The sequence below is a fragment of the Agromyces sp. CF514 genome (genome assembly GCF_900113185.1).
Lineage (GTDB): Bacteria > Actinomycetota > Actinomycetes > Actinomycetales > Microbacteriaceae > Agromyces.
Genome location: NZ_FOZD01000002.1, coordinates 635,543 through 658,530, shown reverse-complemented (window position 1 = coordinate 658,530; position 22,988 = coordinate 635,543). Strand labels below are relative to the sequence as shown.

Annotated in this window: 22 protein-coding genes and 1 tRNA gene; 3 read left to right on the top strand and 20 right to left on the bottom strand. The window is 71.3% G+C overall.

The genetic code is table 11. The annotated features are described in order from the left end of the window. Positions 1-7 precede the first annotated feature (7 nt). Positions 8-2,050, bottom strand: a complete 2,043-nt coding sequence (locus BM342_RS15860) for a primary-amine oxidase (RefSeq protein ID WP_092967863.1) — start codon at positions 2,048-2,050, stop codon at positions 8-10. Between the two features lie 74 nt (positions 2,051-2,124). Here BM342_RS15860 and BM342_RS15855 point away from each other — a divergent pair, with 74 nt between their 5' ends. Next, a complete protein-coding gene (locus BM342_RS15855; RefSeq protein WP_092967861.1) occupies positions 2,125-2,697 on the top strand; it encodes a hypothetical protein in 573 nt (190 codons plus the stop codon). A gap of 44 nt (positions 2,698-2,741) precedes the next feature. Here BM342_RS15855 and BM342_RS15850 read toward each other — a convergent pair whose 3' ends face one another. Next, on the bottom strand, positions 2,742-4,265 hold the full coding sequence (locus BM342_RS15850; RefSeq protein ID WP_092967859.1) for an APC family permease: 1,524 nt from the start codon (positions 4,263-4,265) through the stop codon (positions 2,742-2,744). Between the two features lie 206 nt (positions 4,266-4,471). On the opposite strand from BM342_RS15850, the gene BM342_RS15845 reads away from it, so the two are divergent. Then, complete coding sequence (locus BM342_RS15845) at positions 4,472-5,443, top strand: AraC-like ligand-binding domain-containing protein (protein ID WP_092967857.1); 972 nt, start codon at positions 4,472-4,474, stop codon at positions 5,441-5,443. A gap of 92 nt (positions 5,444-5,535) precedes the next feature. Here the strand turns inward: BM342_RS15845 and BM342_RS15840 are convergent, their stop codons facing one another. From BM342_RS15840 to topA, 13 genes are all read right to left on the bottom strand, one after another. Next, positions 5,536-6,450, bottom strand: coding sequence for a type IV toxin-antitoxin system AbiEi family antitoxin domain-containing protein (locus tag BM342_RS15840; RefSeq protein WP_177232221.1), 915 nt, complete (start codon positions 6,448-6,450; stop codon positions 5,536-5,538). Between the two features lie 257 nt (positions 6,451-6,707). Then, entirely contained in the window at positions 6,708-7,280 is a 573-nt protein-coding gene (locus tag BM342_RS15835) for an isochorismatase family protein (protein ID WP_092967853.1), read from the bottom strand. Positions 7,281-7,424: 144 nt separating this feature from the next. Beyond that, entirely contained in the window at positions 7,425-9,206 is a 1,782-nt protein-coding gene (locus BM342_RS15830; protein WP_255368858.1) for a D-alanyl-D-alanine carboxypeptidase/D-alanyl-D-alanine-endopeptidase, read from the bottom strand. A 91-nt stretch (positions 9,207-9,297) separates the two neighbouring features. Beyond that, entirely contained in the window at positions 9,298-10,281 is a 984-nt protein-coding gene (locus BM342_RS15825) for a Gfo/Idh/MocA family protein (protein ID WP_092967851.1), read from the bottom strand. A 122-nt stretch (positions 10,282-10,403) separates the two neighbouring features. Then, complete coding sequence (locus BM342_RS15820; RefSeq protein ID WP_092967849.1) at positions 10,404-10,736, bottom strand: DMT family transporter; 333 nt, start codon at positions 10,734-10,736, stop codon at positions 10,404-10,406. Continuing rightward, positions 10,733-11,137: a DMT family transporter gene (locus BM342_RS15815; protein WP_092967847.1), complete on the bottom strand. Its 405-nt coding sequence runs from the start codon at positions 11,135-11,137 to the stop codon at positions 10,733-10,735. Before BM342_RS15815 ends, BM342_RS15820 begins: the two co-directional genes overlap by 4 nt. Before the next feature lie 13 nt (positions 11,138-11,150). Further along, positions 11,151-11,669 carry a hypothetical protein gene (locus tag BM342_RS15810; RefSeq protein WP_143109909.1) on the bottom strand — a complete coding sequence of 173 codons (519 nt, stop codon included), beginning with the start codon at positions 11,667-11,669 and terminating at the stop codon, positions 11,151-11,153. Between the two features lie 60 nt (positions 11,670-11,729). Then, positions 11,730-12,119 carry a PPOX class F420-dependent oxidoreductase gene (locus BM342_RS15805; protein ID WP_092967843.1) on the bottom strand — a complete coding sequence of 130 codons (390 nt, stop codon included), beginning with the start codon at positions 12,117-12,119 and terminating at the stop codon, positions 11,730-11,732. Between the two features lie 53 nt (positions 12,120-12,172). Continuing rightward, positions 12,173-12,248 (bottom strand) — tRNA-Thr (locus BM342_RS15800). 77 nt (positions 12,249-12,325) lie between these two features. Then, the gene (locus BM342_RS15795; RefSeq protein WP_092967841.1) at positions 12,326-13,894 is read right to left on the bottom strand and encodes an alpha/beta hydrolase; all 1,569 of its coding nucleotides are present in this window, start codon (positions 13,892-13,894) and stop codon (positions 12,326-12,328) included. Further along, positions 13,891-15,069, bottom strand: a complete 1,179-nt coding sequence (locus BM342_RS15790) for a DNA polymerase III subunit delta' (protein WP_092967839.1) — start codon at positions 15,067-15,069, stop codon at positions 13,891-13,893. The genes BM342_RS15795 and BM342_RS15790 overlap by 4 nt, the downstream gene beginning before the upstream one ends. Positions 15,070-15,177: 108 nt before the next feature. Beyond that, the gene (tmk, locus tag BM342_RS15785; RefSeq protein WP_092967837.1) at positions 15,178-15,798 is read right to left on the bottom strand and encodes a dTMP kinase; all 621 of its coding nucleotides are present in this window, start codon (positions 15,796-15,798) and stop codon (positions 15,178-15,180) included. Next, positions 15,795-18,716 carry a type I DNA topoisomerase gene (gene topA / locus BM342_RS15780; RefSeq protein ID WP_092967835.1) on the bottom strand — a complete coding sequence of 974 codons (2,922 nt, stop codon included), beginning with the start codon at positions 18,714-18,716 and terminating at the stop codon, positions 15,795-15,797. Before topA ends, tmk begins: the two co-directional genes overlap by 4 nt. Positions 18,717-18,924: 208 nt before the next feature. On the opposite strand from topA, the gene BM342_RS15775 reads away from it, so the two are divergent. Then, positions 18,925-19,161: a hypothetical protein gene (locus tag BM342_RS15775; RefSeq protein WP_092967833.1), complete on the top strand. Its 237-nt coding sequence runs from the start codon at positions 18,925-18,927 to the stop codon at positions 19,159-19,161. 61 nt (positions 19,162-19,222) lie between these two features. Here BM342_RS15775 and BM342_RS15770 read toward each other — a convergent pair whose 3' ends face one another. Genes BM342_RS15770 through BM342_RS15750 form a run of 5 tightly spaced genes read right to left on the bottom strand, consistent with a single transcriptional unit; the run spans position 19,223 to position 22,438 of the window. After that, positions 19,223-19,618, bottom strand: a complete 396-nt coding sequence (locus tag BM342_RS15770; RefSeq protein WP_092967831.1) for an Rv3654c family TadE-like protein — start codon at positions 19,616-19,618, stop codon at positions 19,223-19,225. Next, positions 19,618-19,926, bottom strand: coding sequence for a TadE family type IV pilus minor pilin (locus BM342_RS15765; RefSeq protein ID WP_143109908.1), 309 nt, complete (start codon positions 19,924-19,926; stop codon positions 19,618-19,620). The genes BM342_RS15770 and BM342_RS15765 overlap by 1 nt, the downstream gene beginning before the upstream one ends. A gap of 16 nt (positions 19,927-19,942) precedes the next feature. Continuing rightward, on the bottom strand, positions 19,943-20,260 hold the full coding sequence (locus BM342_RS15760; protein WP_092967827.1) for a DUF4244 domain-containing protein: 318 nt from the start codon (positions 20,258-20,260) through the stop codon (positions 19,943-19,945). A gap of 58 nt (positions 20,261-20,318) precedes the next feature. Continuing rightward, the gene (locus BM342_RS15755; RefSeq protein ID WP_255368853.1) at positions 20,319-21,425 is read right to left on the bottom strand and encodes a type II secretion system F family protein; all 1,107 of its coding nucleotides are present in this window, start codon (positions 21,423-21,425) and stop codon (positions 20,319-20,321) included. Further along, positions 21,422-22,438, bottom strand: coding sequence for a TadA family conjugal transfer-associated ATPase (locus BM342_RS15750; RefSeq protein ID WP_255368852.1), 1,017 nt, complete (start codon positions 22,436-22,438; stop codon positions 21,422-21,424). Before BM342_RS15750 ends, BM342_RS15755 begins: the two co-directional genes overlap by 4 nt. Positions 22,439-22,988: the final 550 nt, after the last annotated feature.

Sequence of the window (22,988 nt, the reverse complement as noted above, 5' to 3'; positions counted from 1 at the left end):
CGCGTGGTCAGTGCCCGTGCCCGGCGCACGTGCACGCCCCGGCCTCGCACCGACATCCGTCCGCGTCGTGGCCTTCGTGAGCCGCCCCGGTGTGGCAGGCCATCCCGAGCGCGGCCGACGAGGGCACGTTGAGCGTCGGGTTGCGGCCGAAGAAGCCGTACGGCTTGAGCGTGAACTTGGCCGTGTCGACCGGCATCACGGGCCAGTCCTCGACCCGCGGGAAGTGGGTCGGGCCGAACGTGTGCCAGAGCACGATGTCGTCTCCGTCGATCGAGCGGTCGGCGGCCGTGTACCGCGGCAGGCCGTCGCCGCCGGGGTTCTGGTTCACGAGGTCGCCGGCGGGGTAGCGCTCTGCCCGGTCGTACTGCGTGACCCAGAGGTGCTTGCGCGTGAAGCCGGCGCGCTGGGCGATGACCGATTCGGGATCGGCGAGCAGGGTGGGCGACCCCTGCGCGATGAGCTCGTACCCGACGGGCCGGCCGAGGCGGTTCGTCTTCTCGGTGTTCACGATGTGCCAGGTGCGCCCGACGCCGGGGTTCGCGTCGCGAGCCCCCTCGGACTCGCTGCGCAGGCGGGTGCTGTGCTTGGTGAAGGCGTTGCCGTAGGCGTTGCCCTCCCCCATCGGCACGCGTGCCGCGTCGACCTCGTCGACGGCGTTGGCGAGGCCGTCGACCATCATGTCGAGCCGGGCGCTGAAGAGGTGCTGGTGGTACGGCGCCCCGAGACCGGGTGCGACCTCGCTCGCGTGGTCGCCGGCCTCGGCGTCGTAGGCCGAGGTGAAGAGCACGCCGGTGAGCTTGGCCTCGCATTCGATGGTGCCGTCGAGGTACAGGTACCAGTAGAAGCCGTAGTCGTAGTTGCCGACGGTGGTGAAGAAGCTGATCACGAGCCGGCGCTGGCGGCGCACCTCGTTCGAGCCCGTGTAGATGTCGGTGTGCTTCCAGAGGGTGCCGTAGTCCTCCTCGTGCATGCAGATGGCGTTCGGGATGACGCGGGGGTGCCCGAACTCGTCGGCGATCGTCGCGTCGAAGTAGCGGATCTCGCCGAGGCAGTCGCATCCGAGCTGCAGTGAGTTCGCATAGCGGCCGAAGACGTACTCGCCGGTGTCGAAGTAGTTCTGCCAGAACCGCGACGGCGACGGATCGCCGTAGGGCACGACCATCTCGGCGATCGAGGCGCGGTAGACGATGTCGCGCTCCTCGCCGCCCTGGTCGGCATCCACGTAGCGGATGCGGCGCAGCACGAGGCCCTCGCGTGCGTCGAAGGCGAGCGAGAGTCGCCAGTTCGCCCAGCTCACGTGATCGCCCTCGACGGTGAAGCTCGGCCCCTCGGGCTGGGTGATCTCGATCGGCTTCAGGGTGTCGAGCGGTGCGCCCTGCACCGCGGGGTCGTCGAAGTTGCCGCCCTCGGCCGGGATGTCGTAGACGCGGTGGTCGATGAGCTCGAACATGCGGCCTTCGACCATGTCGACGTAGGCGCAGAGTCCGTCGACGGGGTGCGCCCAGCAGTGGTCCTGTTCGTTCTCGCGCATGAAGGCGAGCACGCGGATGACCCGGCGCCCCGTCTCGGCCTCGAACCCGTAGTTGCCGGCCGAGAGCGGCGCGAGGGCGACCTGCTCGTGCGTGATGCCGCGCTTGGCCAAGGCGTCGTGCCACTCCTGCTCGGCGCCGAGCAGGTCGTAGATCGCCTCGAACTCGACGTCGAGGATCGGCACATGGCCGTTCGCCGTGTCGATCGCCTCGTTCGAGACCACGGCGCGGTCGGTGACCGAGACGCGGAGGTCGGCGGAGGCACCCGTCGACCGGTCGAGCACCAGGGCGCGCACGACGCGGGGCAGCTCGACGCCCGCGAGCACGTCGGCTTTGGCCGGCTCGTCGAGCCCGAGGTACACGAAACGGGTGTGCTCGCCGATGAGGCCGGCCTCGTGCAGGATGTCGCGGGCCCCGTCGATCTCGGCCGCGGTGAGTCCGCGCAGCGGGTCGTTCGCGATGGCGTGCGACGCAGCGTCGGGCCGCCGGCCGATCGAGTGGAGGGTGGACGTCGCTGTCATGTGGCACCTTTTTTCTCTACGTTTGTCGAGTAATATAACCCCACGCACCGGAACAGGGAAGATTCGGAAGACGAATGGTCGAGATCGTGCACGGCGTGATGCTCCTCGGAGCAGTGGCGGGAACCGTCGCCGCGCTCGCGCCCGGCCGCCGGATGCGTGTCCTCGACGCCCTGGCCGCCGTCGTCATGGCTGCCGCCATGCTCGACACGGCCTTCACGCGCCTGCTGCCCGGGCTCGCCTGGTCGGCGCTCCTCGTCGCCGCGGGCCTCGCCATCGGCGTCCGGGCCCGCCGCGACATCCGTCGACCGGAGCCGATGGCCCGGTGCGGCCGCCCGCTCGCCGACCTGCACCACGCCCTCGCCCTGATCGCGACCGGATGGCTCCTCGCCGGCGTCGCTGCGTCGAGCACCGGGGCCGCAAGTGCAAGCGCGACGTCCGACGCGACCTCCGCCGCCCACCACGCCGGACCCGTGCTGCCGCTCCAGTCGCTCGCCGTGCTCGCCGTGGTCGTGCTGGGGGCATGGGTGGCGGCCCGGGCGGTGCGATCGGGCCGGGTTGCGCTGCGACACGGGGCGATGGCGGCGGGCATGTCGCTCATGCTCGCCGCCATGGCCGCGCCGGCCGCGGTCACCGCCCTCGGCTCGTAGCCCGCGGGCGGCCCGAACCGCCCGAACCGCCCGAACCCCGCCGGTCAGAGCCCGCGGTGCCCCTCGCCGTCGATCATGTCGGCCTCGGCTTCCTCGATGCCGTGTCCGATGCGGGCGTACAGCTCGGGGTTCCGCTTGCGGATCACGAAGCCCCAGATCACGCCGAACACCCCGGGCACGATGAGCAGGGCGGGCAGCACGAACGTCACCGGGGTCGTCTCGGCCTGGCCGAGCAGCACGTTGAAGTTCGCGACGATGAGCACGAAGACCGTGAAGAGCACGACCGCCGAGATGAGCGTCGACCACCTGCCGAGCCCGCGCCGGTCGCGCCGGAAGAAGCCGATGACCGAGACGGCGATGATGCACATCAGCAGCACGAGCCCCATGGCTCCCGTGTTCGTGAGCCAGGTGAACATCGTGAGCACCGGGTAGAGGAATTCCGTCGGGGCGAAGTCGTTCTTGAGGCCCATGACCTCGCCGGCGAACACGAATCCGAGCGTCACGACGAGCGCGATGACCGTCTGCGCGACCGAGCCCGCCCACGGGGCGCGCGAGACCGCTCGAACCGAGCCGAGGCTGCGGTGCAGCACGCCCTCGCGTCCGAGCGAGTAGAGGTACCGGGCGACCGCGTTGTGGAACGACTGGAGGGCTGCGAACAGGCTCGTGAGGAAGAGCACCTGCATGAGGTCGCTGATGATGACCGGTGCGTGTTCGCTCATGAACACGAACATGAGGTCGGGACCGTAGGTCGCCGACGCCTCGGCGATCTGCGACGGGCCGATGCCGACGGTGAACGCCCACGCGCTGAACGCGTAGAACACGCCGATGATGGCGACGGCCGCGTAGGTGGCGCGCGCGACCGTGCGCTTGGGGTCCTTCGACTCCTCGCCGTAGATCGCGGCAGACTCGAAGCCCATGAACGCGGCGATGCCGAACGAGAGCACGGCGCCGACGCCCGGCACGAACAGGTTCGAGAGCTCGAGGCCGGCGGTGCTCACGCCCTCGGGCGCGACCGAGAACGACACGATGTCGAAGACGAGCACGGCGGCGAACTCGAGCGCCACGAGGATGCCGAGCACCTTCGCCGACAGGTCGACGCGGTTCACTCCCAGCACGGCGACGACCGCGATGCAGACGAGAATCCACAGCCACCACGGGGTCGCGATGCCGAGCTTCGCCTCGAGGAACATCGACATCTGGAATCCGAAGAGGCCGTAGATGCCCACCTGCATCGCGTTGTAGGCGACGAGGGCGACGAGGGAGGCTCCGACGCCGAACGGCCGACCGAGGCCCTGCGCGATGTAGGCGTAGAACGCGCCCGCGTTGGTGACGTACCGGCTCATGGCGGCGTAGCCGACGGCGAACACCGCGAGTGCTGCGGCGAGCACGATGAATCCGATCGGCACGCCGATCACGCCCGTGACCGCGAACGTGGTCGTGACGCCGCCGGCGACGACGGTGAGCGGCGCCGAGGCCGCGATGATCATCAGGGTGACGGATGGCACGCCCAGGCGGCGGTGGCCGAGGCCGCCGCTCTGCTTCGGCGGGGTGGTCGTCGTTGCGGTCATGGCTGGGGGTTCCTTTTCCGACGGGAGCGAGCCACGGCGGCGTCGCCCGGTTCCGGCTCATGATTCCGCGCGCGAGGCGATGCGCCTTGTCGCACAGCGAAGGCCGGTTGTCCCCGAACGCAGGCTCGCGCTACCTCTTTTGTCTCGACAGGCGTAGAGTCTCCCCACCCCATGGACATCGACGTCCGCCCCGAGAGATGAGGTGCATGCCCGTGCTCCGCGAATCCGCGCGTTCCCCCCGACTCGACACGGCGAGCCTGCCACTGGGGTTCGGCGCGTTCAGCGCACTCGTCTCGCGGTCGTTCGTGCCGTTGCAGGTGCGCTCCGATCACCAGGACTCGTTCCGCGGCGACATCCGCGCCGCGACCACCGACGACGTGCACGTCTCGGTCGTCACGGCCGACGGCCACGAGATCCACCGCACGCCCGAGCTCGTCGCCCGCTCGAGCCACCGCTGCTTCAAGGTCGGGCTGCAGCTCGCCGGCACCGGCCTGCTCATCCAGGACAACCGCGAAGCCGTGCTGCGCCCGGGCGACCTCACGGTCTACGACACCGATTCCCCGTACACGCTCGTGTTCGAGGAGGGCTTCAGCACGCTCGTGCTCATGGTTCCGCACCGGGTGCTGGAGCTGCCGACCGACGCGGTGCGTGGCATGACCGCGGCCACGATCGACGGCGGCGACGGGCTCGCTCGTGTCGTCACGCGGTTCCTCGGCGAGCTCGCATGCGACCTCGGACAGCTCGACGGCCCGATCGGCGGGCGGCTCGCGCGCAACGCCGTCGACCTCGTGACCACGCTCTACGCGCGCGAGCTCGACGTCGCGCGCGACGCCGACCGGCCGCACCGCGTCATGCTCCGGCGCGTGCAGGCGCACATCGACGACCATCTCGGCGACCCCGATCTGACGCCCGGCAGCATCGCGGCGGCCGCGTACATCTCGACCAGGCACCTGCACGCACTCTTCCACGAGGAGGGCCTCACCGTGTCGACGTACATCCGTTCGCGCCGCCTCGACCGGTGCCGCCGCGAACTCGCCGACCCGCTGGCAGCGCACCGCCCGGTCGGTCAGGTCGCCACCAGGTGGGGGTTCACGGATGCCGCGCACTTCAGCCGCGCGTTCCGAGCCGAGTTCGGCGAGCCGCCGAGCGCGTTCCGCGCGCGAGCCATCAGCGCCTGAGCTCAGCCTCGGGCGGACTCGCCCGCCCATCGCCCTCCTTCCGACGGCGCAACTCCGGATGCCGCGCACGCCACGCCGTGCGGTCGGGCCCCTCACCAGGCGAGTCCGCGTTCCGCTCCGGAGTTCGGCCGAGCCGACCACAGGTGCTCGCCTCGGCGCACGAGCATCCGCACGGTCGCGCCGACCGAATCCCACTCGTGCACCACCTGCCGATGGCTGAACGACACGTGCGCGTACCCCGCAGCCTTCAGCCAAGCCCAACGCCCTCGATCCCGATCGAAGGCACCCGGGAGGGAGTGCGGCGCTTCGCCGTCGACCTCGAACACGAGCCGCTCGCCGATGAGCAGATCGGCGTGCACCCCGCCGGGCAGGGCGACCTGCGGCTGCACCGGAATGCCCGATCCCTCGAACCGGACGCGGGCGATGGTCTCACCCACCGATTGGCTGGCGGTGGTCGAGCGATGCGCGACCACACGCAGATGGCCCGGAAGCCGCGCGACGAGCCGTGCGAATGCCTCATCGCCGAGCATCGGCGGGTCCGTCTGCCAGGCGACCTGCTCTCGCGCCGAATCCAGCACGCACAGGGCATCGAGCTCGGGAACGCATCCGAGCACGTCGGCGAGCACCTGCTCGAGCGGGGCGATCGGCGTGGCGTCGAAGCCCGGACCCCCGGTCCAGTGCAGCCGCACCGGTGACTCGGGCGCCCGCGGCGTCCGGAGCCGCGATGCGTCCGCTGCCACGGCGACGTGAAGCACCTCGGGCGGATTCAGCACGCGCAGCCCGTGGAGGCCGGCCGCCGAGATGCACGACAGCCGTCCGCCGACCCGCACGGCACGACGGACCTCGAGCGGCAGGCCCGGATCGACGAACATCCCGCGATACGCGCGTTCGAGTCGGCCCTGCCGCACGGCCGCGGCGATGGCGTGCCTGCCGAGGCCCGAGGCGGTGAGCTGAGCGGTCGTGCACACGCCGTGATGCGTGCGGAGCGTTCGTGCGAGGTCGAACATCGTCCGACCCTGACGGACGGCGCACGCAGGGAGATCGGCCGAGACCGGAAACCGGTCGGGCCGGGTCATCCGCTCGCCCTGTCGAGGGGGAGTCGATCCGGCCGAACTCCGGATGCCCCGAGCGCCACGCCGTGCCACCGAACCCGGCGCTCGGCGAGTCGTGGCCGGCGTCCGGAGTTGCGCAGAGTGGGTCGGGGTCGCCTGCCGCCGACGCCGGGGCAGCTAGTCGGACGGGCGGGGCAGCCGGCCGGCGAGCCTCAGACGATCGCGGCGCCGGCGTGCCCGAGCTCGGCGAGCGCGGCGGCCGAGGACTCGGGGGCGACGCCCGCGACGAGCGAGGTGAGCACGCGCACGTGCTGCCCGTGCTCGAGCGCGTCGAGCGCGCTCGCGCGCACGCAGTAGTCGGTCGCGATACCCACGACGTCGACCTCGGTGACCCCGTGCGCGGTGAGCACCTCGGCGATGGTCGCGCCCGCGTCATCCGTGCCCTCGAAGATCGAATAGGCGGGCACGCCCTGCCCCTTGCGGATGTGCACGTCGATCGCCGCGACGTCGAGCGCGGGGTGGTACTCGGCGCCGTCGGTGCCAGCGACGCAATGGGCGGGCCAGGTGTCGACGAAGTCGGGCTCGGCGTCGGTCGCGAAGTGGCCGCCGTTGTCGTTCTCGCCCGAGTGCCAGTCGCGGGATGCCACGACGAGCGCGTAGTCGTCGCGATGCGCCTCGAGATGGCGGGTGATGCCCGCGGCGACCGCCGCTCCCCCGTCGACGCCGAGCGCGCCGCCCTCGGTGAAGTCGTTCTGCACGTCGATGATGAACAGGGCCCGGGTCATGGCCGCCTCCCGTTTCGGTGGTCGCGTGCCTCCATTCTCGCCGCAGGCGGCGGCATCCGCTCGCCCTCGAGGTGCAGACGAACGGCCGGGGCGGCGATCGGATGCCGCGTGCGACCGCAGTTCAGACCGTGGGCGTCGCCCGGCTCACGCGTTCGAGAGGTCGTCGCCGCAGAGGAAGAAGCCCGTGGTGAGCGTGTCGATGGCCTGCTTGGCCTCGTCGGTGACGTCGCCGAGCGCGTAGATCGCGAAGGTGAGCGTCGAGCCGTCTTGGGCGCGGATCACGCCCGAGAGGGTGTAGCCGCTGTTGATCCACCCGGTCTTCGCCGACACCGCACCGGCCGCGACGGCGTTGTCGCCCGCGAACCGGTCGCTGTACGAGAGCGAGCCGCGCTGGCCGGACACGGGCAGGCCGTCCATGAGCACGCCGAGGTTGCCCTCGCGCGCATTGATCTTGATGAAGAGCTGCGTCAGGTACGACGGCGGAACGGCGTTGTCGTCGCTCAGGCCCGAGCCGTCGACGATCGAGATGCCAGCGGTGTCGATGCCGTACGCCTGGAGGCCCTGCAGCACGCCCGCGTTGATCGCGTCGAACGAATTGCCCGACCCGGTCTGGATCGCCACGAGCCGGGCGAGCATCTCGGCGACCGTGTTGTCGGAGACGACGAGCGCCTTGTCGACGAGCTGCGCCACGGTCGGCGAGCTCACGGCGCCCAGTTGCTGCGCGCCCGCGGGTGCCGTGCCTCGCTCGATGACCGCGATGCCGCCGAGCTGGTCGGCGAACGCCTGGCCGGCTCGCCCGATCGGGTCGCCGCTGCGGAACGACGTGTTCGCCGACGGGTCGTCGCGGTCGCCGTCGACCTGCAGCGCCGTGATGTTCGACATGTAGCCGTCGTCGCGCTCGACCGTGTCCCAGCTGGCCTGGTATTCGTCGCCGCCGAAGTAGCCCGCGTCGAGGATCAGCTTCGTGAGCGGCGGGTTCGACGGGTCGGCGGCCCACGCGGCCTGCACCTGCGCGGCGAGGTCGTCGAGGTGCGCCGCGCCCGGGTACACGGTCTCGGTGCCGCTCGGAGTGCGTGAGAGCGTCACGTCTCCGCCGCCGACGAGCACTGCCGAACCCGGCTCGGAGCCCTTCACGACCGTCGTCGTCGTGCGGTAGTCGGGGCCGAGCACGTCGAGCGCGGCAGCCGAGGTCAGCACCTTCATGACGCTCGCCGTGCGCGACGGAGTGTCGCCGCCTCGGTCGTAGAGCACCTCGCCCGTCGCCGCGTTGCGCACCTGGGCCTGCAGGTTCGCCAGTCGCGGGTCGGCGGCGCGATCGGCGACCGAGCACGTGCGGATCTTCGTGTCGATCGCGCTCGGCGCTGCCAGGGCCGCGGGTACGGGACGCCCAGGCTCCTCGGTCGGCGTCGGGGTGGGAGTCTCGCTCGCGAGCGCGACCGGGGTGGCGCGCTGGGCGCTCAGGTTCGCGCCCGCGAAGACGGCTCCCGCGCCGAGCAGGGCGAAGGCCACGACGCCCGCGGTCACCGAGAGCGCGAGCTTGTGCCTGCGGGCGAAGGCCCGCATCGAGGCCGCGCGGCCGACCGGTACGGCAACAGCAGCCGCCTCAGGGTCGGAGGACGCGTCGGCGACGGATGCCGGTGCGCCGACGTCGCCCGCCTCGGAACCCGCCTCTGCGGCGGCGGCCGCGGAGCCCACCTCTGCGGCCGCTGCCGTGTCGAGGAGCTCGGTCGGTTGCTCGGCCTCAAGACCGTCGCCTGCGCCATCGGCCGCCTCGAGGAGCTCGGTCGGCTGCGCAGCCTCAAGACCTTCGCCTGCCCCTTCGGCCGCGTCGAGAAGCTCGGTCGGCTGCTCGGCCTCGGCCCCGTCGACCCCTGCAGGTTCGCCGACGGATTCGGGCTCGCCCGTGGCATCCGTCTCGTCGGTCATTCGGGCAGCCTACGCGGCGCACCAGACCGAAGCCTGATCACAGCCCGAAAATCCCCTGAACATCGTGCGCGGCGGGGCCGTGCCGAGCCGCTCATTCGCCTGGGTAGCGCAGCCCGATCTGCTCGCGGATGGCGTCGAGGGTGCCCATGATCGCGACGGTCTCGTCGATCGTGAGCAGGTCGCCCCCGAGCGTGCCGGCGGCGACGAGCCGCTCGACCGCCTCGGCCTGGTAGTGCATGCCGCGGCCGACGACCTCGGAGGCGTAGGACTCGAGCACGGTGTCGTCGTGCGACACCACCCGGAACGAGGTCGGCGTGTACCAGACCGCGTCGATGTCGATGCGGGCCTCGGTGCCGAGCACCGTGGCCACGTTCGGGCCGCGCGTGTCGCTCGCCGAGAGGGTCGAGGCGACGCGCCCGCCGTCGTACCCGAACACGGTCGCGATCTGCGCGTCGGCGCCGGTCGACTTGAACGTCGCAGTGCTCTGGACCGTGACGGGTGCGCCGAACAGGTCCCACGCGAACGAGACGGGGTAGATGCCGAGGTCGAGCAGCGCGCCGCCGCCGAGTTCGAGCGCGTTGATGCGGTGCGCGGGGTCGTCGGAGAGCTTCTGCGTGTGGTCGGCGATGAGCGTGCGCACCTCGCCGAGCGTGCCGGCGGCGATGATCTCGCGGATGCGCACCATGTGCGGCAGGTAGCGGGTCCACATGGCCTCGAGCGCGAGCAGGCCCTTCTCGGCTGCAAGGTTGGCGATCTCGCGCGCCTCGGCCGCGTTCAGCGTGAACGGCTTCTCGACGAGCACGTGCTTGCCGGCCTCGAGCACGAGCCTGGCGTTCTCGGCGTGCACCGGATGCGGCGTCGACACGTAGATGACGTCGACCTCGGGGTCGGCGACGAGCGCCTCGTAGCTGCCGTGCGCGTTCGGGATGCCGAACTCGGCCGCGAACGCGTCGGCGCCCGCCTGCGAGCGCGACCCGACCGCCTGCACGGTGAACCCGTTGAGCTTCAGGTCGTTGGTGAAGGAGTGGGCGATGCCACCCGTCGCGAGAATGCCCCAGCGCAGTCGTTCCGTCATGCGTGCCAGCCTAGCGACGCGCACCGACCGCCGGGCAGCGGATGCCGCCGGCGGGCCTACAGAGGGTGCGGCCTGCCGGCGGCATCCGCTCGTCTCCGCCCCGTCGACCCACGCCCGCGCGGTCAGTGCCCCGGCGTGCCGAGCTCGATGAGCAGCACGCCGCCGACGATGAGCGCGACGCCCGCGCCCATCACCCACGTGAACGGCTCGCGGAACAGCAGGCGGCCGGCGAGCGCGGTGAGCACGACGCCGACGGCCGTCCAGACGCCGTACGCGACCCCGACCTGCATGCCCTGGGCGAGCGTCGCCGCGAGCAGCATGAAGGACAGCAGGTAGCCGACCACGACGGGGATGATCCAGAGCCGGCGGCGCCGCTCGGCGTGCGTCGCCATGCGCAGCGACAGCGTCGCGCCGACCTCGCTCAGGATCGCGCACGCGAGCAGCACCCAGCTCATGCGCTCGCCTCGCCCGCGGTCCCGGCATCGCCCCGGACGATCGGAGCGACGGATGCCTCCGCGCGCCGCGCGGCCCGCTGCGACCCGACCTCGACGAGCAGCACGCCCGCCGCGATGAGGCCGATGCCCGTGAGCATCGTGGGAGTGAGCGGATCGCCGAACAGCGCCCACGCGAGCACGGCGGTCAGCGCGACCCCGGTCGCTCCCCAGATTCCGTACGCGACGCCGAGCGGCATGCCCATGCGCAGCACCTGCGAGAGCAGCACGAACGACCCGGCGTACCCGACGACCACGACCGCGTAGAGCCACGGATGCCGCTGGGCGGCGTCGAGGCTCAGGGTCGCCGTGACCTCGAGCGCGATCGTGGCGGCGAGCACGCCCCAGGCGCCTGCGTGTGGCATCCGTGCTCCCTTGCTATTTGAGGTGCCGACGTGGTGAGCGCCGACTCACTGGGTGGTGACCGTGGAGGCCGAGAGCCTCCCCGAGATATGTAATCGCTCTCTGCGCCGTCGACCGGCGCATCGCCGTCGCCGGAAAACGCCTTTCGCCGTCTTCTGTCTGGATTGCGATCATGAGCACGTTCGAGCTGTAGAGGTCGACCGCACCCGACCATCCGATCACGAACCCGTTGTAGTTCTGCAAGGACAGCGAGCTCACCTCTGCGCGATCAATTGTGTAGGACCAATACCAGGAAACGATCCTCAGTTGGTCGGCATTGAGATAGACCCCGAAGAAGAGGCTCCGCAGCAACAGTACGGCCGGCAACGCGACGACCAGCCAAGTGATCGGCGACGACCAGTCGATCGAGCTGCCCGACCCGATGAGCAGACCGGCCAACCATCCGCCGCATACGACGAAGGCGGTCACCTGTGCCGCGGTTCCGGTTCGCGGCACACGTTCGAACCGTCCGGACGCTCGTTCACGGCTCATCATGCACACTCGCCTCCTCGGCGATCCGCACCGGCATCACCTTGCCAGATTCCGCTTGATCCGTCAGTCGAGCGAGATGTGCAGCAGCACGTCGGCCGGGGCGTTCGCGCCTCGTGGTCGGATGATCGCATGCGCGAGCGTGTACATGAAGCCGTAGCGGCGACGGAGGAGTCCTTGCAGGCGCGCAGCCTCGGCGGTGTCGGTGACGATCTCTGCCGTGCCGGCGCGCTCGGGCGCACCGGTCGGCACCCGCCCGCGCATGTCGCACGGTGCGACGACCACGCGCGCGTCACGCCGCAGGCGCTTGAGCTTGCCCGTGCCGGCGGGCGTCTGCACCACGACCCGAACGCCGTCGAGCGCGAACCACACGGGCGTCGGCACCGGGGTGCCGTCTTTACGGAAGGTCGTGAGCGAGACGTACTTGCCAGCCGTGATGTCGTCGAACACCGTCATCGCCCGCTCCTCCGAGATACGGCGAAGGCCCGGACAGTGTCCGGGCCTTCGAGTGGAGCCGCCTGTGGGAATCGAACCCACGACCTTCTCATTACGAGTGAGATGCTCTGCCGACTGAGCTAAGGCGGCGTGCATGACCGATGCTTTCAGCACCGATCGGCACGAGAGACCATGTTACCGGATGTCGGAGGCTCTCTTGACCACTCTCAACAACTGGTGCCGTCGGTCGGTGGGGTTCCCTCGATGAGGTAGTTCTCGACCGCCCCGTTCACGCAGTCGTTGGACTTGTTGTACGCCGTGTGCCCCTCGCCCTCGTAGCTGAGCAGCACGCCGCTCTCGAGCTGCTCGGCGAGCGACACGGCCCACTTGTAGGGCGTCGCAGGGTCGTTGGTGGTGCCGACGACGACGATCGGCGCGGCGCCGGCCGCGGTGATCGGCGCACGCTCCGCGGTCGACGGGTCGGGCCAGGAGATGCATCCGAGGTCGCCGTAGCCGAAGTACGGGCCGATGACCGGGGCGGCCGCGGCGATGTCGGCCGCCTTCTGGCGCATGACCGCGACGTCGGACTGGTACGTGAAGTCGAGGCAGTTGATGGCGAGGAACGACTCGGTCGAGTTGTCGTTGTAGGTGCCGTCGGCGTTTCGACCGTAGTACCCGTCGGCGAAGCTCAGGGCCGCATCGGCGTCGCCGAGCATGACGGCGTCGAACATCTGGCTGAGGTACGGCCACGAGTCCGCGCTGTAGAGCGGGTACACGATTGCCGTGACGAGGGTGTCGGCCCCGACCTCGCGGCCGTCGGTGCCGCGCATGGGGCTCGCATCGACCGAGGCCAGCAGTCGGCTGATCTCGTCCATCGCGGCGTCGACCGTGCCGGTGAAGGGGCAGTCGGTGCCGGCGAGGCAATCCGCGAGGTAGGCGCGCAGCGCGGACTCGAAGCCGACGGCCTGCTCGCGCGAGACGTCCTCCTCCTGTGCCGACGGATCGACTGCGCCGTCGAGCACGAGTCGCCCGACGTTCTCGGGGAAGAGCCCCGCGTACGTCGCCCCGAGGAACGTGCCGTACGAGTAGCCGAGGTAGTTGAGCTGCTCGTCGCCGAGGGCGGCGCGCAGCATGTCGAGGTCGCGTGCCGCGCTCTTCGTGTCGACCTCGCCGAGCAGCGCGCCGGTGTTCTCACCGCAGGCCGCGCCGAAGTCCGCCTTGACCTCGCCGACGTTCTGGATCCACTCGTCGCTGCCGCGTTCTCCGGGCACGATGTCGAAGAGGAAGCTGTCCATGCCTGCGGCGTCGTAGCAGGTGACCGCCGACGACCGCCCGACCCCTCGCGGGTCGAACCCGACGACGTCGAAGCTCTGCTGCAGCGGCTCGCCCACGGCGTAGTCGAGCGAGTCCTTGACGAAGTCGTAGCCCGAGCCGCCGGGGCCGCCCGGATTCACGAGCAGCGAGCCGATGCGCTCGCCCGTCGCCCGGTGCCGCACGAGCGCGAGCTCGATCTCGCCGTCCGCGGGGGACTCCCAGTCGAGCGGAGCCTTGGCCGTCGCGCAGTCGAACTCTCCCCCGCAGTTCTCCCAGGCGAGCACCTGGCCGTAGTACGGCTGCAGGTCGGCCGCGACGTCTTCGCCCGTCGGCGTCGACTCCGACGTCTGGGGCTTCAGGAAGGACGGCACGCACCCCGCGAGCACGATCACCGCCACGAGCGCACCGGCGATCGCTGCGGCGCGGCCCCCGGAGCGGCGAAAGCGCCCCTTCGACGTCTGGTCGGTCGGTGTCACGGTCATGCGGCCCCTCGTTCGGAATCGGGTCGGCGGATGGCGGTCACGAGCATGGCCTCGAGCGCGAGCGCCGGCGCCACGTTGCCTTCGATGCGCTCGCGTGCCTCTTGGATCGCGTCGAGCGTCGCGAGCGTGCGCATCGGAGCGACGGATGCCGCGGCGCGGCCGAGCTCGCCGGCGAGCTCGCGGTTGACGAGCTCGACGTCGGCCCCGAGCTGCAGCAGCAGCACGTCGCGGTAGAGCGAGGTGAGGTCGACGAGGATCCGGTCGATGCCATCGCGCAGGCTCCGCGTCGCGCGGCGCTTCTGGTCGTCTTCGAGGGCCTTGATCTGCGGGCGGAGGGCCGCGGGCACCGCCTGCCCCGGTGCGATGCCGAGCGAGTGCAGCGCGTGCTCGCGCTCCTCGGCGTCGCGGAGCGCGGTGATCGCCTTGGCGTCGTCGCCCGCGATCTCGAGGAAACGGGCGGCGGTCGAGACGGCCGTCGCCGCCGATCGCACCTGCAGCGCGAGCCGCAGGGTCTCCTCGCGTCGCCGACGTGCGTCTTCGCTCGTGGCCAGTCGGTGGGCCATCCCGATGTGGCTCTGGGCCTCTCGCGCCGAGCGCTCGGCGAGCACGGGGTCGACGCCGTCGCGGCGCACGAGCAGGTCCGCGACATCCGCGATGCTCGGCATGAGCAGCCGCACCGAGCGCACGCGCGACCGGATCGTCGGGATCAGGTCGGCCTCGCTCGGCGCGCACAGGATCCAGACCGTGCGCTCCGGCGGCTCCTCGAGCTCCTTCAGGAGGAAGTTCGAGGTCTGCTCGGTCATGCGGTCGGCGTCTTCGACGATGATCACGCGGTGGCGGCCGATCGACGGTGCGTAGTGCGAACGCTTGACGATGTCGCGCACGTCGTCGCGCTTGATGATGACGCCCTCGGTCGCGAGCACGTGCAGGTCGGGGTGGCTGCGCGCCTCGACCTGGATCCGGGTCGTGTCATCGCCGTCGGGCTGCCCCGAGATGAGCGCCACGGCGAACGCGTACGCGAGGTTCGAACGGCCGGACCCCGGCGGGCCGGTGATGAGCCACGAGTGCGTCATCTGCTGCGAAGCGGTTCCGGAGCGGTCGGCGGATGCCTCGGCAGCCGACCTGAAGACGGCGATCGCCTGGTCTTGGCCGGTCAGTTCGCTCCACACGCTCACGGATTCACGCTACCTTCCGCTGGCGACATCCGCCCGCCGTCCTCGTGCTCCGGATGTCGCGGGCCGCCGCCGTGGCGCCCCGTCGACGCCCGCCGGCACGACGCCCGTTCAGAGCAGGCCGGCGACCCGTGCGCGGATCAGCGCCTGGATCTCGTCGACGGGCGCCGAGGCGTCGAGCACGAGGAACCGCTCGGGCTCGCGCTCGGCGAGACCGAGGTAGGCCGCGCGCACGCGGTCGTGGAACTCGGATGCCTCGGCCTCGAGCCGGTCGTACCTGGTGCGTGCACCGTCGAGGCGCGCCCGCGCGGTCACCGCGTCGAGGTCGAGCAGCACCGTGAGGTCGGGCTGCAGGCCCTCGGTCGCCCACTCGGACAGCCCGCGCACGGCCTCGGGGTCGAGCACCCGACCGGCGCCCTGGTAGGCGACCGACGAGTCGATGTAGCGGTCCTGGATCACGACCTCGCCGCGTTCGAGCGCCGGGCGCACGAGCGTCGCGACGTGGTGGGCGCGATCGGCGGCGTAGAGCAGCGCCTCGGCGCGCGGGGCGATGTCGCCGCGGTGGTGCAGCACGATCTCGCGCACCTCGATGCCGACCTCGGTTCCGCCGGGCTCGCGTGTGCGCACCACCTCGCGGCCCTGCTCGCCGAGCCAGGCGGCGAGCAGTTCGGACTGCGTGGTCTTGCCGGTGCCGTCGCCGCCCTCGAGGGTGATGAAGACGCCGCGGGTCACGCCTCGCTCGGCTTCGTCGCGGTCTTGCGCACCGTCGGCTTCTTCGCCGTCGCCGTCGTCTTCGCGGCGGTCGTCTTCGCGGCCGTCGTGCTCTTCGCGGCGGTCGTCTTCGCGGCCGTCGTGCTCTTCGCGGCGGCAGCCGTCGTCTTCTTCGCGGCGGGCTTCTTGGCCGCCGGCTTGCGCGCTGCGGGAGCCTTCTTCGCACGCGGCGCCGCCGGACCCTTGTCGCGCTTGATCTGCAGCAGCTCGACCGCGCGCTCGAAGGTGATCTCCTCGACCGACTCGGCTCTCGGGATCGTCGCGTTCGTCGTGCCGTCGGTGACGTACGGACCGAACCGGCCGTCCTTCACCTTGATGGGCTTTCCGCTCACCGGGTCCTCTGCGAACTCCTTGAGCGCGCTCGACGCCTGGCGCGCACCGTACTTCGGCTGCGCAAGCAACTCGAGGGCGCCAGGCAGGTCGATGTCGAAGATCGCGTCCTCGCTCGGCAGGGTGCGCGTCTCGGCGCCCTTCTTGAGGTACGGGCCGTAGCGGCCGTTCTGCGCGGTGATCTCGTCGCCCGACTCGGGGTCGAGCCCGACGATGCGGGGCAGGTCGAGCAGCTTCAACGCCGTCTCGAGGTCGACCTCCTCGATCTGCATGCTCTTGAAGAGCGAAGCGGTGCGCGGCTTGACGGCCGCGGGCTTCTTCGCCCCTCGCTTGGGCTTCGGGGCCTCGATGACCTCGCCCGTGGCGGGGTCGACGGTCGCCTCGGCGGCCGGTGCCTCGGGCTCGAGCTCGGTGACGTACGGGCCGAATCGGCCGTCCTTCACGACGACCTGCTTGCCGCTCTCGGGATTGGTGCCGAGGATGCGGTCGGTCTGCACGGGCGCATCGATGAGCTCACGCGCCTTCTCGGCGGTCAACTCGTCGGGTGCGAGGCCCTCCGGCAGGTTCACCCGGCGCACGGGCGCGTCTGCTGCGGCATCCGCTTCGACGACCTCGAGGTACGGGCCGTACCGGCCGATGCGCAGCGTGACCCCGTCGGCGATGGGCATCGAGTTGATCTCGCGGGCGTCGATGTCGCCGAGGTTGTCGACGACCTGACGGAGGCCCCGGTGCGTGTCGTTGCCGAAGTAGAACCCGTTGAGCCAGTCGACGCGGTCGGCCTCGCCAGCCGCGATGCGGTCGAGGTCGTCCTCCATCTCGGCGGTGAAGTCGAACTGCACGAGGTCGCCGAAGTGCTCTTCGAGCAGGCGGACGACCGAGAACGCGATCCAACTGGGCACGAGCGCCTGGCCGCGCTGCGTGACGTAGCCGCGGTCGAGGATCGTCGAGATGATGGAGGCGAAGGTCGAGGGGCGCCCGATGCCGAGCTCCTCGAGTCGCTTCACGAGGCTGGCCTCGGTGTAGCGCGGCAGCGGCGAGGTCTCGTGGCCCTTGGCCTCGAGTCCCTCGAGCGCGATCTCCTGGCCTTCCTTCAAGGGCGGGAGCTTCGCCTCGCCCGACGCGTCGTCGGCGTTGCGCTCCTCGTCGCGTCCTTCTTCATAGGCCGCGCGGAACCCGGGGAACGTGATGACGGTGCCGCTCGCGGTGAACTCGGCGATCGTGCCGCCGATGGCGGCGGTCGCACCCTCGGGGGTCGCGGCATCGGCGTCGGTGGGCCCGACCTCGATGGTCACGGTGGCCGTCTGGCCCTTGGCGTCGGCCATCTGCGAGGCGACGGTGCGCTTCCAGATCAGGTCGTAGAGGTCGAACTCGCGGCCGCGGAGCGAGCCCTTGAGCGAGGCCGGCGTGCGGAACTCCTCGCCCGACGGGCGGATCGCCTCGTGCGCCTCCTGGGCGTTCTTCGACTTGCCGGCGTAGGTGCGGGGAGCGTCGGGCACCGAGTCGGCGCCGTACAGGGCGGTCGCCTGTGCGCGGGCGGCGTCGATCGCCTGCTTCGAGAGCGAGACCGAGTCGGTTCGCATATAGGTGATGTAGCCGTTCTCGTAGAGCGACTGCGCGACGCGCATCGTGTCCTTCGCCGAGAGGCGCAGCTTTCGGCCGGCCTCCTGCTGCAGCGTCGACGTCGTGAACGGTGCCGAGGGGCGTCGGGTCCACGGCTTCTGCTCGAGCTTCGAGACGACACGGCGAACGCCGGGCGCCTGCAGCGCTACGACGAGGGCGCGCGCGGTGGCCTCGTCGAGCACGGCCGCCTTCGACTTGAGCTTGCCGAGGTCGTCGAAGTCGCGACCGGCGGCGATGCGGTCGCCACCGAGTCGTACGAGCTTCGCATCGAATGCCGAACCGGATGTCGCGGGCGCGAAGCGCCCCAGCAGGTCCCAGTACTCGGCCGAGACGAAGGCGAGTCGCTCGCGCTCCCGCTCGACGACGAGACGGGTCGCGGCCGACTGCACGCGACCGGCGGAGAGGCCGGGGCCGACCTTGCGCCAGAGCACGGGCGAGACCTCGTAGCCGTAGAGGCGGTCGAGGATGCGGCGGGTCTCCTGCGCGTCGACGAGCGCGGTGTCGAGCTCGCGGGTGTTGTCCTTCGCCTTCTGGATCGCGTCCTTCGTGATCTCGTGGAACACCATGCGGCGCACGGGGATCTTCGGCTTCAGCTCCTGGAGCAGGTGCCACGCGATGGCCTCGCCCTCGCGGTCCTCATCTGTTGCGAGCAGGAGCTCGTCGGCGTCCTTGAGCGCGCGCTTGAGTTCGGCGACCGTCTTCTTCTTGGAGTCGGAGACCACGTAGTAGGGCTCGAAGCCGTTGTCGACGTCGACCGAGAACTTGCCGAGGCCGCCCTTCTTGAGCTCGGGCGGCAGGTTCTTCGGCTCGATGAGGTCGCGGATGTGACCGACCGACGAGAGCACCTCGTAGCCGTCGCCCAGGTACTGGGCGATCGACTTCATCTTGGTCGGCGACTCGACGATGACCAGTTTCTTCGCGCCTGACACCAGACTCCTCTTATATGTTCCGTGATGGAGATCGCACGCGGACCGCGCCCCCGAGCGGTGTGCCGCCGAACGGCTTCGATCGCCGCCCGACAAGCCACACCATACACATAGAGACCGGGAGCGCACCGAATTCCCGCCCCGGCGACCAGGCTCCGGATGCGGCGCGCCGACCCCTTGCGATCCTGCGCGACCGGAGGACAATCGAAGTATGGAAACCTCTACGACGAGCTCCTACACCGCGAAACTGATCGATGGTCCGCTCGAGGGCAAGACGGTCGCGACCGCCTTCCTCGACTCGGGCGAACCACGTCCGAGGCTCGAGCTGAGCGCCGAGCACGGCAAACGCTATGTCTACGGCCGGGGGGCCGGGCTGGAGTTCGCCGCCGAGAACGACGACCGCCCTTCGGCCGTCGAGTACCGCTTCCTCGAGACCGTCTTCGACTGACCACGCCGCTCGCGGCCCCGAGGTGGGCTCACGTCCGCCTCGAGGTTCGCCCTCGACGAGGTCAGGTGCTCCCGGGCGGTCCAGCGCGCGCTGACGCCGTCGCATCGAGTCCGGCGATCGATCCGGGCACCACGACGGCGACCGTGCTGACGATGCCGTCGAGTTCGCACGACACGAGCCGGGCGCCCGCGCGCCGGGCGATCGACTCCGCGACCTCGCACGGGATGCCCGGTGCGGCCCCGCTCGCGGCGTCGGCCGCGGCGAGCGCGGCCGCGTCTGCCGTGGTCGCGGCGCGGCGCGCGTCGACGTAGCCCGCCGCCGCGCCGAGCGCGGTCGTCGTGAGCAGCACGACCGCCGAGACGAGGGCCACCGCGACGACGGAAGCGGCACCTCGGTCGACCGCAGCCCGGTCGGTCGGATCGCGCGCGGTCGCGCCTCGTTCCGACGCGTGCGCCATCAGTGCCCCCCGGACATCGCGCACGCCTCGCTCGTGAGCCGGATCGGGGCGAGAAGTCCCCCGCCCGATGCGTCGAGCGTCACGCACGTGAAGGTTCCGTCGTCGCTGTGAGCGAGCCCGGCGCTGCCCGCGATGCGGTTCGCGATGCCCGATGCGACGTCGACCCCCTCGCCCCGGCCGAGCGCGCGAGCTGCGGCGGCAGCGGCATCCGTCAGCCGCACCTGCAGGGTCACCAGGTGCACCGAGGCGAGGCAGAACGCCAGCACGAGCATGATCGCGGGCAGCGCGACGGCGAACTCGGCCGTCACGCTGCCGCGATCGGCGTCACCCGACGGTGAGCGCATTCCGCACGAGATCGGTGAGGATGCCGCGCACCTCGTCGCCGCGCAGGATGACGACGAGCAGGCCCGCGAAGCCGACGGCGGCCATGGTCGCGACGGCGTACTCGGCGGTCGCGGCGCCGCGATCGCCCGAGAGGCGTGCACGCAGCCGTCGCAGCGGCCCGCGGGGCGCTGCCGCCGCGGGGGCCGCGGCGTCGGGCACGGCTGGACGGGAGTCGGTCTCGGGTCCGGGCGAGTCCGCGACGGAGTCCGCCTCGTCGTCCGTCGCGACGTTCGCGGCGATGGTGAGGGAGTCGAGCATGGATGGGTCCTTTCGATGGGGCCGGAGGTCCGGCGAACGGCGGCACGAGTCGGCGGAGTCACGCGGCGCCGCCAAGGGTGCCGGTGACGACGGAGATGAGGAGCGGCGCGACGCCGAGCAGCACGAACGCGGGAAGCACGCACAGCCCGAGCGGCAGCATGAGCCGAACGCCGAGCGCGGCACCCCGCGTCGCGGCATCGGTGCGGGCGATGCGCCGGCCGCGCTGCGCCTCGGCGCGCAAGAGCTCGACGAGCGGGGCTCCAGCCCGTTCGGCGAGGCGGACGGTCTCGTCGAGGCGAGCGGATGCAGCGGCTCGCCCGACCCCGGTCGCACCGGCTCCCGCGGCACCGGGTCCGACGCGCGCCCGCGTCGCGGCCCGAGCGGCGGAGGGCGGCGCGGCGTCGGAACCGAGCCCGTGCATCCGGAGCGCCGCGTCGACGAGCTCGCGGGCCCGTTCGACCGACGCTCCCCCGGCCATCCCGATCGAGAGGAGCTCGAGCTCGAGGCCCGCGCCCTCGTCGAAGGCCGCCGCACGCGCGGCGAGCGCTCGGCTCCAGCGCAGTGCGATCCACAGGAAGGCGAGGCCGAGGACCAGGCATGCGAGTCCGATCGGATTGCCGAGCAGCACGGTCGCGGTGTCGAAGCCGAGCACCGATCCGAACACGAGCGCGACGAGCGGCAGCGCGAGCACCATGCGCGCGCTGGCGGCCGGCCCCGCGAGCGAGGTGCGCACCTCGCGTCGCACCTGCGCCTCGTCGCGCATCGCCGCCGCGAGGTCTCGCAGGCTCACCGTGAGGGGCGCGCCTGCGGTGCTCGCGACCTGCCACGCCGCAGCGAGCACCGCCCATCCGCCCTCTGCAGGAAGGCCCGCACGCGCCTTCGCGATCGCCTCGGCGATCGGCGCGCCCTGCTCGCCTGCTTCGGCGGCGGCGACGAGCACCGGGTCGCGCTCGCCCGACTCGGCGAGATGACGCCAGGCCGCGGAGGCCGCCACGCCCGCGGACAGCAGCACCGCCAACCGTTCGACGACGCCCGCGACGTGATCGATGCCGGCCGCGGCATCGGGGCTCCTGCGAAGCATCGGCGCACGCGCACGCACGGCCTCGACCGCACTCGCGACGGCGACGGGCAGTGCACCCGAAGGCCCGTCGGGGCGCGCGCTCATGCCGGCGCCCCGACCCGCTCGATCGTCAGGGCGCCGTCGACGAGCCTGGGACGACCGAGCCCGGCCACCCTGCGAAGCCCATCGGCACGTTCGAGGTGCACGACGAGGTCGAACGCGCTGGCCGCCTGGCGTGCGACCGCCTCGGGCGAGAGCCCGGCCGCAGCGCCGAGCGCCTCGAGCCGCGCGGCGACGTCGTCGAGCGAGTTGGCGTGGAGCGTGCCCGCCCCGCCGTCGTGCCCCGTGTTCAGCGCACCGAGGAGTTCGCGCAGTTCGGGCCCCCGGCATTCGCCGACCACGAGGCGGTCGGGGCGCATGCGCAGGGCCTCGCGCAGCAGGGCATCGAGACCGATGCGACCGGTGCCCTCGAGGTTCGGCTGCCTGGCCTCGAGCGCGACCACATGCGGATGCGAGACCTGCAGTTCTGCGACGTCTTCGATGACCACGATGCGCTCATGCGCCGGCGCCTCGGCGAGCAGCGCCGCGAGCAACGTGGTCTTGCCGGTGCCGCCGGCGCCCGTGATGAGCAGGTTCTGTCGATCGCGGACCGCCGCGCGCAGCACGAGCTCGTCGTCGGGCGAGAGCATGCCCGATCGCGCGAGCCCGTCGAGGCGGACGCCGCTCGCGCGCGGGATGCGGATCGACAGCAGGGTTCCGGTGGTCGACACCGGGGGAAGCACGGCGTGGACCCGGATGCCCCGGCCGAGCCGCACGTCGACGGCCGGCGTCGCCTCGTCGATGTGCCGGCCGCCGCGCGCGATGAGCCGCACGGCGAGCGCGCGCACCTCCGGTTCGTCGGCGACCCAGCCGGGTTCTCGCTCGGGTCCCGCTCCGCGATCGACCCAGAGCCCCATGGAGCCGTTGAGGAAGAGATCGGTGACGTCGCCGGATGCCGCGAATCGGGCGAGCGGGCCCAGGTCGCCGAGATCGTGGTCGACGCCGTCGGCCGCGCCACCGGGCGACGCGTCGTCGGCCCCCGCGCGCTGGAGACCCGGATCGATCGCAGGCAGGGGCACAGGCAGCGCCGGCGCAGCCACCGGCGCCGGCGCAGGCACCAGAGCCGGGACGGGCACGGACGACGGCGCTGGCGGATGCTGCCACGAAGGGCTGGCGACGAACGGTGCGGCGGACATGACGGCGACGCTACGGAGCGACGCCCGCCCGCGGCATCCGTTCTGCTGCGGAAATGGAAAGAGCCTCCCCCACGCCGTTGTGGAGGAGGACTCGATCGTGCAGCACCGCTCGCGAGCGGTACCCCTTAACGAAAGGGGGCGGCACCCATTGGGGGGAACAGGTGCCGCCTCGGCAGCGCAAGGATTGGGGGGAATCGCAGGCGCTGCAGGCCACGAAAACGAATGATCGGGCGGTATTCAGCATAGGGCCTGCGGATGCATTCGCAAGTACTTTTTGTCCTCATTTGTGCGGACACACAGATTTCTCTGCGCAAAGGCACAGTAACGCCCGATTCTCCACAAGGAAAGGCTGTGTGACGCACGCCGTCATGCGCGAAGTCGTGGGTCCCTCATGTGGAAGGTAGGGTGCTCTTGGGGCAGGCGACCCACCGAT

Excerpts from the sequence above, each read along its gene's own strand:
- BM342_RS15760 (WP_092967827.1), bottom strand. The coding sequence starts at position 20,260 with ATGCTCGACTCCCTCACCATCGCCGCGAACGTCGCGACGGACGACGAG.
- BM342_RS15850 (WP_092967859.1), bottom strand. The coding sequence starts at position 4,265 with ATGACCGCAACGACGACCACCCCGCCGAAGCAGAGCGGCGGCCTCGGC.
- BM342_RS15830 (WP_255368858.1), bottom strand. The coding sequence starts at position 9,206 with ATGACCGACGAGACGGATGCCACGGGCGAGCCCGAATCCGTCGGCGAA.
- BM342_RS15840 (WP_177232221.1), bottom strand. The coding sequence starts at position 6,450 with ATGTTCGACCTCGCACGAACGCTCCGCACGCATCACGGCGTGTGCACG.
- BM342_RS15755 (WP_255368853.1), bottom strand. The coding sequence starts at position 21,425 with ATGAGCGCGCGCCCCGACGGGCCTTCGGGTGCACTGCCCGTCGCCGTC.
- BM342_RS15770 (WP_092967831.1), bottom strand. The coding sequence starts at position 19,618 with ATGGCGCACGCGTCGGAACGAGGCGCGACCGCGCGCGATCCGACCGAC.
- BM342_RS15845 (WP_092967857.1), top strand. The coding sequence starts at position 4,472 with ATGCCCGTGCTCCGCGAATCCGCGCGTTCCCCCCGACTCGACACGGCG.
- BM342_RS15810 (WP_143109909.1), bottom strand. The coding sequence starts at position 11,669 with ATGATGAGCCGTGAACGAGCGTCCGGACGGTTCGAACGTGTGCCGCGA.
- BM342_RS15860 (WP_092967863.1), bottom strand. The coding sequence starts at position 2,050 with ATGACAGCGACGTCCACCCTCCACTCGATCGGCCGGCGGCCCGACGCT.
- BM342_RS15795 (WP_092967841.1), bottom strand. The coding sequence starts at position 13,894 with ATGACCGTGACACCGACCGACCAGACGTCGAAGGGGCGCTTTCGCCGC.
- BM342_RS15855 (WP_092967861.1), top strand. The coding sequence starts at position 2,125 with ATGGTCGAGATCGTGCACGGCGTGATGCTCCTCGGAGCAGTGGCGGGA.
- BM342_RS15815 (WP_092967847.1), bottom strand. The coding sequence starts at position 11,137 with ATGCCACACGCAGGCGCCTGGGGCGTGCTCGCCGCCACGATCGCGCTC.
- BM342_RS15835 (WP_092967853.1), bottom strand. The coding sequence starts at position 7,280 with ATGACCCGGGCCCTGTTCATCATCGACGTGCAGAACGACTTCACCGAG.
- BM342_RS15805 (WP_092967843.1), bottom strand. The coding sequence starts at position 12,119 with ATGACGGTGTTCGACGACATCACGGCTGGCAAGTACGTCTCGCTCACG.
- BM342_RS15825 (WP_092967851.1), bottom strand. The coding sequence starts at position 10,281 with ATGACGGAACGACTGCGCTGGGGCATTCTCGCGACGGGTGGCATCGCC.
- BM342_RS15820 (WP_092967849.1), bottom strand. The coding sequence starts at position 10,736 with ATGAGCTGGGTGCTGCTCGCGTGCGCGATCCTGAGCGAGGTCGGCGCG.
- BM342_RS15775 (WP_092967833.1), top strand. The coding sequence starts at position 18,925 with ATGGAAACCTCTACGACGAGCTCCTACACCGCGAAACTGATCGATGGT.